The following is an 8,389-nucleotide window of genomic DNA, read 5'->3' as shown; positions in this document are numbered from 1 at the left end:
GCCGGATTACGTCCTCGACCGGACCACCAAGAGCCATTTCACGATGGACGTCTATACCGGTCGGAAGCGCAGCCTTCCCAAGATGCGGGAGATGTGTGAGGAGTCGCGCCTCGCCGAGCTGGGGCTGGTCGGTCGCGAAGGCTTCCGCCGTGTGCTCTCGGACCTCATGCCGGACCCCAAGCACATGGGTCCGCTCGACAAGACATTGGCCTGCGAGGCATGGCTCCGCTCCCTTTCGGTGAAGACCGTCCCGCAGTCGCGCTGACGCGCCGAAGCAGTCGCGCTGACGCGACGACCAAACCAGGAGGCACTGGATGGCAGACATAGCCCTTTCCCCCTTCGTCACGATGATCGAGTCCGAGGACGGAATGGTGTTCCTCAACCAGCGGACCGGACGGTACTGGCAGCTGAACGGCACGGGGTCGGAGGTCGTCCGGCTGCTGCTGAGCGGCGAGACCGTGGAATCGGCGGCGAGCCGGCTCCAGGAGAAGTACCCCGAAGCGTCCGGTCAGGCCGTCTCGGACGTCCGCACGCTGGTGCGCCGGCTCCAGGCCGCGAAGCTGCTCGCCCGATGAGCATTTCGATGGTCAACGAGCGGGCGGTCTCACCGCCGCCCCTGTGGATCCGCCCGCTGGCGAGATCGGCGGTCCTGCTGGCCCGAGGCATCGCGAAACTGTCGCCGGAGCGCCAGTTCGCACTGCTCGGAGCCTTCCGCCGCGGCGCACGCGCGAGTAGCGCGGACGAAGCTCACCGGGCCCGCAACGCCGTCCTCTTCGTCAGCGTGATGTGTACGGGCCCGTGGTGTCTGCAGCGGTCCATGGCCACCGCGCTGTTGTGCCGTATCTGTGGCACCTGGCCCGAATGGTGTGTGGGAGTGCGCACGGAGCCCTTCTCCGCTCATGCCTGGGTACAGGTGGACGGCATACCGATAGACGAGGACACGGAGCAACTCGAGAGCTTCCACAAGATGGTCGTCATCCGGCCGCGATCGTGACAGGAGCCGTCGACATGACGAGAGCACACGGGTTCGACCTGCTCACCGCCGAAAGCGACTCGGTCATCGAAAGGGCGTGGGGGGAACGGACGAGTTCGCTGTCCGTCGCACCGTCCTTTCTCGCCTCCCTCGACCGCATCACGATCGACCGACTGCTGGAGGAGAGGTCGCTCCGGCCGCCGGACATCACCTTCGCCCAGAAGGGAAGACAGCTTCCGGACCGTGAGGTGACCGTGGGAAGGACGAGGGCGGCGAACACGGACGCCGGGCTCCTGGACCGGATGAAGGCCCGGTGCCTGCTGGCCGACGGGGCCACCGCGATGGTCTACCACGCCCACCACCTGATCGGCCCGCTCGGCGCGGTCGCCGCGCACATCTCGTCGGCGCTGCGCGCCTCCTGCGACACGACCGTCTTTCACACTCCGGCCCACAACCCCGGACTCGGCTGGCACCGGGACGGCCAGCACGTGGTCGCCGTGCAGATCACCGGCTCGAAGGAATGGCGGGTGGAGAAGAGGCCCCCGTCGCACTGGTGGACCTCCGGCGCCCTGGTCACCGACGGGCCCGACACCGAGGTCCTCCATGTCACCCTCCGCCGCGGAGAGGCGCTCTACCTGCCGCCGGGGGTCGCCCACACCGCACGCGCCACGGACGAGTCGAGTACCCATGTGTCGTTCGTCGTCCAGGAGCCGGAGACGAAGGACCTCGCACTCGCCATGTTCGAACGCGCTTCCCGGGGTGTCACAGCCCGGCTCGAGCAGGGGCCGGTCACGGAGCGCGCGGCGCGGGCGGCCGCCGTAGCGCGTCAGCTCTCCTCGGCCATCCGCGAACTCGACGTCGACGAGTTGCTCGCCATGGTGGAGGAAGACGCCATGGAGGCCGGGCAGCCGCCTTCCCGCGGGTGACGACATGGAGCATGACGATCACGAAGGCGGCCGAAGTCATTCTGGTCCACATATGTACTCCATGCCAGGGTTGAGCCATCAGCGGTAAACCGGAAACGGGGGTGGCTGGGTCATGTTGGTGACGGATTTCAACACGGAGGTCGTGTCGGCGCCGGAGCGGTTCGCGTTGTGGGAGGAAACGACGAATCGGTCGCATATACGCAATCGGCAGCGCAGCAAAAACCACGAAGACTTCCGCGCCAGAATGCGCCTCCTGAACTTGGGAGAAGTCCATGTGTCGGCGCTGTCCTTGCCGCATCTGGAGCTCGTGCGGACAGCGAAACTGGTGCAGCAGTCCGACCCTGAGATGTACCAGATCAACTACTTTCTCGACGGGGGCGGGGCGGTCTGTCTGGACGGGAGTTCCACGGCGCTGCGCGCCGGTGACCTCATGGTGGTCGACAGCAGTCGTCCTTACCGCGGTGATGTCCGCGCTGTTCCGGACAGGTGGTCGCACATGACGGTGCAGTGCCCTCGTAGCCTGTTGCCGCTGCCGGAGAAGACGGTGCGGCGACTGCTTGCCGTCCCGATCAGCGGGCGCAGCGGCATGGGCGCGCTGTTCACCCGCTGGCTGACCGACCTCAACACGCGCGCCGGCGAGTTCACCCCCGCCGACATCCCCACCCTCGCCTCGGTCACCCTGGACCTCCTGGCGTCCGCACTCGCACGATGCGTGGAGGCCGATGCGGAGCTGAGTCCGGACGCGCGCCGGCGCGCCCTGCGGGCCCAGATCAACGCGTTCGTCGAGCAGCACCTCGCCGACCCGGACCTGACTCCCCGGACGATCGCGGACGCTCACCACATCTCCCTGCGCCATCTCCAGCAGTTGCTCGCCGAGGACGACACGTCGCCGGCGGCCTGGATACGCCACCGCCGTCTGGAACGTTGCCGCCTCGACCTGACCAACCCCCGTCTGCGCGCCCGCCCTGTCCAGGCCATCGCCGAACGCTGGGGCTTCACCAACGCGACACACTTCAGCCGCCTGTTCCGGGCCACCTACGGGATACCCCCACGGGACTACCGAAACCTGCCGCACACGGCCCGCGCGGACCGCCGACGAGCCTGCGGGTGACGAGAATTACCGGGGACGGCCCGCCGCGGCCCGCCGTCTGTCCGATCCCCGGTGAACCCGCCGGCCACCTCGCCTACGCGTCCGTCGGCGCCGAGATCGCCGAGCTGCCGAAGAGCACCTGCGGCTCCGCCGCCTCCCGCGCCGGCGCGGCCACCTCGGCCGTGGTGGCGGCGTCCGCGGGGGCCGCGGCCAGGGGCCAGCCCGCGAGGTGGCGGCTGTCCAGCAGGAGGGTGCGGCCGGCCGAGTCGGTCAGGTAGACGTCCGGCCCGGCCGCCGCCTCCACGCGGCCCGCCACGGTGCGGCCGGGGCCGAGCCGGATCAGCCCGTGCGCCGGGCGCACGCGGTCCAGGTGGAAGACGGCGTCGTGGTGGACGGGCGCACAGGGGCACAGGGTCAGGGACTCCGGCAGGCCGCCCAGGGCGACTGCCCGCGCGTGGAGCGCGGCGAGCTGTGCCGCGCGCTCCCGCTGGGGCGGCGGGGCCTCGCGGGCGGCCCGCTTGGCGGCGTACGGGAACCGGTCCGGGACGCCGAGCGCGGCGCCCAGCACGGCCTCGGCCCGGCGCGCGGCCATCAGGGGGCCGCTGCCGAGCAGCGTGTAGGACAGCGCGGCCTGTTCCAGCAGACGGGCGCCCCCGCGCTCGGCCGCGGTGATCCCGACCTTGATCAGCTCCGGGCCGAACCAGGCGAGATAGACGTCGTACGGGCGCGGGTCGTCGGTGCGGGTGTCGGCGGCGACGGAGTACGAGCGGTCGAGCCGGGCGCAGTCCGGGCACCGCGCGGAGACCGCGGACACGGGCACCTCGGCGCCGGCCGGACACGGCGTGTGCCGGGCGCCCCTGCGCACCCCGACGCAGCCGCGGCCGGTCGCCGCGCCTTCCCGCTCGCCGCTCCGTCCACGCGACGCCGTCGCGGGCACCGCGGCCGTCCGCGGCCCGGCGGCAGCGTCGGCGTCGCTCACCACGGTGAAGGCCAGCGGGTGGCCGGGCGGCAGCGGGGAGACCCGGTCTCCGTACACGGGGTGGTGCCAGGCAAGCGCGGGGCCCGAGCGGTCCCAGCGCAGCCCCGCGCAGCGCCACCGCGTCATTTCCGGGCCCCTTCCCGATGGTCCTGTGCCGGGGGCGTCAGCCGCGCCGCTTGCGCGGCAGCCACCACAGCACCTGGAGGACCCGGGCCAGGAACCCGGCGCCGGCCACGGTGCCGGCGGCCGTCACCCAGGTCTTCTCCGCCGCCGGATCCAGGTCCCCGAACAGCGCCGGGCTCGCGAAGGCGAAGAACAGCAGCGCGGCCAGCAGCGCGCCGGTGACGACCGCGAACATGATCTCCACGGTGGCGGCGTCGCGCTCGGGCTGGGTGCGGGGACCGGTCATGGCGTGGGGGTCTCTCATTCCGTCAGCTTATGCCGACTCGTCGCGGCCCTCTCGAAGGTCAGGACGATTGAAGGTCAGGACGCTTGAAGGTCAGGACGCTTGCGGCGGACGTAGAGTTGCTTCCGTACGCGGGCCACCACGGTGCCGTCCGCGGCCACGACGTCGTACCCGAACCACGGCAGTGCCTTGCCGCCGTCGGCCGTCGCCTCCCGGATCTCCTCCAGCCGGTCCTCGGTGAGCTTGAACTCGGCGAACACATCACCGCGGCCGGGCGAGACGAAGTCGATCTCCCCCGTCTTGTCCCAGACGATGTAGTCACCGCCGAGCCGGTTCATCGTCAGCAGCATCCAGAACGGATCGCCCATCGCGAAGAGCGAACCGCCGAAGTGCGTGCCGACGTAGTTGCTGTTGAAGCGGTGCAGCCGCAGCCGGACGCGCGCGCTCGTCCAGTCGTCGGCGATGTGCAGCACCCGCACACCGGAGAAGAGGTAGGGCGGCCACCAGTTCATGGCGCGGCGCAGCGCCCTGGGGGACATGGAGCGACGAGACATGAAGCGAAGCTAACATGGATTATTACTCACCGGTAACCCTCTTGGTGGCCGCCCGTCCGCCTCACAGGGCCGAGCGCTCCCGCCACAGCTCGGCCAGAGCGGGGTCGCCCGTGGCCCGCAGCCCCGCGAGCGGCAGACGGTTCCACAGGGTCAGATACAGCTCCTCCACCGACCCGGACAGCTCGCAGTCGGCGTCCCCGGCGTCGTCGGCCTCGGCGCGCGGCACGCCGTCGGACAGCCGCACCGTCCAGACGACCTCGGCGTCCGTGGCCCGCAGCCGCAGGGTGCGCGGCTCCTCGGTGCGCACCTGGCTCCGGTCCTGGCTGTGGAATCCGGCCAGCAGCTCATCGAGGCCGTCGGCCGCGAGGGCCGGGCCGACGGGGGAGAGGTCCTTGCCGAGCGCCGATTCCGCGTCCACCCGGTGGATCGCCGTCTCGTGAGCCTGGCGCCGCGCCCAGAACGCGAGCGGCGAGGGGGCGGGCAGCAGGGTGAAGTACGGCACCTGCGGATCGGCCTCGGTGAGCGCCTTGACCAGCGCGCGGTGGCCGTCGCGGAACCAGGGCGTCAGATCCGCGTCGCCGGGCTCCTGGCCGGTCCGGGGCGGCGCGAACTCGGTCAGTCTCTCACTCACGTTCCGGGTGGCCCAGCGGTGCACCATTCCGATGTGCGCCAGCAGGTCCCGCACGCGCCAGTCGGGACACGTGGGCACCTGGGCGTCCGGCCCGGCCTGCTCCGCGGCGTCGGCCAGCAGCCGGCCGTCCCGGTCCAGGGCGTCGATGAACTCGGCGATTTCCATGGCGGGATTCTGCCACCGGCCACCGACATCCGGCGCTCACGGCGGGCGAGACGGGGTTCAGGACGGGCCACCGCCGGCCCGCCCGGCCCCGCGCGTCCCGTACGCGACGACCGCCGCCACCGCCGCCAGCAGGGCGACCGTGGTCAGGGCGATCGGCAGGGAGAGCCCGTCGGCCAGGAAGCCGATGGCGGGCGGCCCGAGCAGCATGCCGCCGTAGCCGACGGTGGAGGCCGCGGCGACCCCGCTGGGCCCGGTCAGGGCGCCCGCCCGGGCGATCGCGACCGGGAAGAGGTTGGCCAGACCGAGGCCGGTGACGGCGAAGCCGAGGAGCGCGAGCCAGACGGTGGGGGCGAGCGCCCCCAGCAGCATGCCGGCCGCGGCCGTGGCGCCGCCCGCGGCGAGCGTGCGGGTCTGGCCGAGCCGTTCGAGCAGCGCGGTGCCGCTCAGCCTGCCGACGGCCATCATCAGGGCGAAGACCGAGTAGCCCGCGGCGGCGACGCCCGGACTCGCGTCGAGGTCCTGGTCCAGGTGGAGCGCGGCCCAGTCGGCCATCGCCCCCTCGCCGTACGCCGTGCACAGCGCGATCAAGCCGAAGACCGCGACGAGCCGCCGCGCCGTGCGGCGGGCCGGGTCCTCGGGCGTCCGCCCGGCCGGTGTCGCGCCCTCCTCGACCGACGCCGACGCCGACGCCGACCCCGACCCCGAAGCCGAAGCCGAAGCCGAAGCCGACGCCGACCCCGACGCCGACGCCGACCCCGACGCCGAAGCCGACAGGGCCGGCTCCGGCACCGGGAGGCGGAGCAGCGCCCGGCCCGCGACCGCGGTGACCAGCAGCCCGACGGCGGCGAGCAGCGCCAGGTGCGGCGTGGGGGCCAGCCGTCCCGCGATCAGCCCGCCCAGGGCCGCGCCGGCCATCCCGCCCAGGCTGAACGCGGCGTGGAAGCCGGGCATGACGGGGCGGCGCAGCGCGGCGATGAGATCGACGGCCGCGCTGTTCATGGCGACGTTGAGCCCGCCGAACCCGGCCCCGAAGACCAGCAGGACCAGCCCGAGGGCGAGCGCGGAGCCGGTCAGCGGCGGCAGCGCGACGCCGAGCGAGAGCAGGACGGCCGCGGCCACCGTCGTGGGATGGCTGCCGAAGCGGCGGCAGAGCCGGCCGGTCACCACCATGGTGGCGACCGCGCCCGCGGACACCCCGAGCAGGGCGAGCCCGAGGGCGCCCTCCGACGCGCCGGTCCGCTCCTTGATCGCGGGGATCCGGACCACCCAGCCGGCGAACACGAATCCGTCGAGGGCGAAGAACGCGGTGATGGTGGTGCGCAGTTGGGTCAGCGAACGGTCCGCCGTGGCGGAGCGCCGCCGGCCCGGAATGGCGCTCCATGTTTTGTTTGGCGTCGGCACAAAGTGAGAATAGGGGTGTGACCCAGACACGGACAAGGCTCGAGCGGGGCCGAAGCGCTCTCGGCCCGGCGCTGGAGCTCGTACACACCGGCCGGGCGCCCACGCGGGCGGTGCTCACGGCCGAACTCGGGGTGACCCGCGCGACCGCGGGCGCCGTCGCCGCCGAACTCGAAGCGCTCGGCCTGATCCAGGTGGACTCGCGCCCGCTCGGGGCCGCCGGGGCACAGGGCCGCCCCTCGCACCGCCTCTCGATCGCCCCCCGCGGCCCGGTCGCTCTCGCGGCCCAGGTGCACGCCGACGGCTTCCGCGCGGCGCTGGTCGGACTCGGCGGCCGGATCGTGGCCACCGCCCCCGGATGCATGACCGTGCCCGCCGATCCGGCACAGGTCATCGACGCGGTCGTCGAGGCCGGGGCCCGGCTGCTGCGCGAGAGCGGCCGCCGCTGCGTGGGCGCCGGCCTCGCGGTCCCCTCCGCGGTCGCCGAACCGGAGGGCACCGCCCTCAACCCGCTGCACATCGCCTGGCCCGCCGGCGCGCCCGTACGCGAGCTGTTCACCGAGAGCCTCGCCGCGGCGGGCGTCCACGGCCCGTCCGGGGAGCCCCTCACCGGCCTCGTCGGCAACGACGTCAACCTCGCGGCCCTGGCCGAGCACCGCCATGGCGCGGGCCGCGGCGCGCAGCACCTGCTCTGCGTCGCCACCGGCCACCGCGGGGTGGGCGGGGCGCTGGTCCTCGACGGACGGCTGCACACCGGCAGCGCGGGCCTGGCCATGGAGGTCGGCCATCTGACCGTCAACCCCGAGGGGCCGCCCTGCCATTGCGGCAGCCGCGGCTGCCTGGACATCGAGACCGACCCGCTGGCCTTCCTCCTCGCCGCCGGGCGGGACCCGGGCCCCGAGGGCTCCCTCCTGCAGCAGGCGCGCGACCTGCTGCGCGAGGAGTACGGCGAACCGTCGGTACGGGCCGCCGCCGACCTCCTCATCGACCGGCTCGGCCTCGGCCTCGCCGGGCTGGTCAACATCCTCAACCCCGACCGCATCATCCTCGGCGGGCTGCACCGCGAGCTGCTGGAGGCCGACCCGGAGCGGTTGCGGGCGGTCGTCGCCGAGCGCAGCCTGTGGGGGCGCAGCGGGGGCGTGCCCGTCCTGCCGTGCACCCTTGACCACAACAGCCTGGTCGGGGCGGCGGAGTTGGCCTGGCAGGCGGTGCTCGACGACCCGCTCCAGGCGCTCGCCGCCGGCTGACGCCGCCCCCTGCGCGCCCC

10 protein-coding genes and 1 pseudogene are annotated in these 8,389 nt (G+C 73.0%); 6 read left to right on the top strand and 5 right to left on the bottom strand.

Annotated elements, in window-relative coordinates; translation table 11 throughout:
* The 5 genes and pseudogenes from BBH68_RS42380 to BBH68_RS33660 form a co-directional block, all read left to right on the top strand.
* Positions 1-265: pseudogene (locus tag BBH68_RS42380) on the top strand (asparagine synthase-related protein); the annotation flags it as partial.
* Positions 266-314: 49 nt separating this feature from the next.
* Entirely contained in the window at positions 315-575 is a 261-nt protein-coding gene (locus tag BBH68_RS33675) for a lasso peptide biosynthesis PqqD family chaperone (protein WP_065967560.1), read from the top strand.
* Positions 572-994 (top strand): lasso peptide biosynthesis B2 protein, encoded by a 423-nt coding sequence (locus tag BBH68_RS33670; protein WP_065967559.1) that lies wholly within the window; start codon positions 572-574, stop codon positions 992-994. The genes BBH68_RS33675 and BBH68_RS33670 overlap by 4 nt, the downstream gene beginning before the upstream one ends.
* Positions 995-1,008: 14 nt before the next feature.
* On the top strand, positions 1,009-1,899 hold the full coding sequence (locus tag BBH68_RS33665) for a JmjC domain-containing protein (protein WP_065967558.1): 891 nt from the start codon (positions 1,009-1,011) through the stop codon (positions 1,897-1,899).
* Positions 1,900-2,011: 112 nt separating this feature from the next.
* Positions 2,012-3,010, top strand: a complete 999-nt coding sequence (locus BBH68_RS33660) for an AraC-like ligand-binding domain-containing protein (RefSeq protein WP_065967557.1) — start codon at positions 2,012-2,014, stop codon at positions 3,008-3,010.
* A 73-nt stretch (positions 3,011-3,083) separates the two neighbouring features.
* Here the strand turns inward: BBH68_RS33660 and BBH68_RS33655 are convergent, their stop codons facing one another.
* The 5 genes from BBH68_RS33655 to BBH68_RS33635 all read right to left on the bottom strand — a co-directional run bounded on the left by BBH68_RS33655 (position 3,084) and on the right by BBH68_RS33635 (position 7,125).
* Positions 3,084-4,094 carry a DUF2797 domain-containing protein gene (locus BBH68_RS33655; RefSeq protein ID WP_065967556.1) on the bottom strand — a complete coding sequence of 337 codons (1,011 nt, stop codon included), beginning with the start codon at positions 4,092-4,094 and terminating at the stop codon, positions 3,084-3,086.
* 37 nt (positions 4,095-4,131) lie between these two features.
* On the bottom strand, positions 4,132-4,395 hold the full coding sequence (locus tag BBH68_RS33650; RefSeq protein WP_245738434.1) for a DUF6332 family protein: 264 nt from the start codon (positions 4,393-4,395) through the stop codon (positions 4,132-4,134).
* A 56-nt stretch (positions 4,396-4,451) separates the two neighbouring features.
* On the bottom strand, positions 4,452-4,928 hold the full coding sequence (locus BBH68_RS33645; protein ID WP_245738433.1) for a DUF4442 domain-containing protein: 477 nt from the start codon (positions 4,926-4,928) through the stop codon (positions 4,452-4,454).
* A 61-nt stretch (positions 4,929-4,989) separates the two neighbouring features.
* Complete coding sequence (locus tag BBH68_RS33640) at positions 4,990-5,724, bottom strand: maleylpyruvate isomerase family mycothiol-dependent enzyme (RefSeq protein WP_065967553.1); 735 nt, start codon at positions 5,722-5,724, stop codon at positions 4,990-4,992.
* A 57-nt stretch (positions 5,725-5,781) separates the two neighbouring features.
* The gene (locus BBH68_RS33635) at positions 5,782-7,125 is read right to left on the bottom strand and encodes an MFS transporter (RefSeq protein ID WP_065967552.1); all 1,344 of its coding nucleotides are present in this window, start codon (positions 7,123-7,125) and stop codon (positions 5,782-5,784) included.
* On the opposite strand from BBH68_RS33635, the gene BBH68_RS33630 reads away from it, so the two are divergent.
* Complete coding sequence (locus BBH68_RS33630; RefSeq protein ID WP_174589126.1) at positions 7,104-8,369, top strand: ROK family protein; 1,266 nt, start codon at positions 7,104-7,106, stop codon at positions 8,367-8,369. The two genes, BBH68_RS33635 and BBH68_RS33630, sit on opposite strands and share 22 nt — an antisense overlap.
* Positions 8,370-8,389: the final 20 nt, after the last annotated feature.

The sequence above is a fragment of the Streptomyces sparsogenes genome (genome assembly GCF_001704635.1).
GTDB lineage: Bacteria > Actinomycetota > Actinomycetes > Streptomycetales > Streptomycetaceae > Streptomyces > Streptomyces sparsogenes.
The sequence above is the reverse complement of the archived record's forward strand: the minus strand, read 5'-3'. Positions and strand labels throughout refer to the sequence as shown.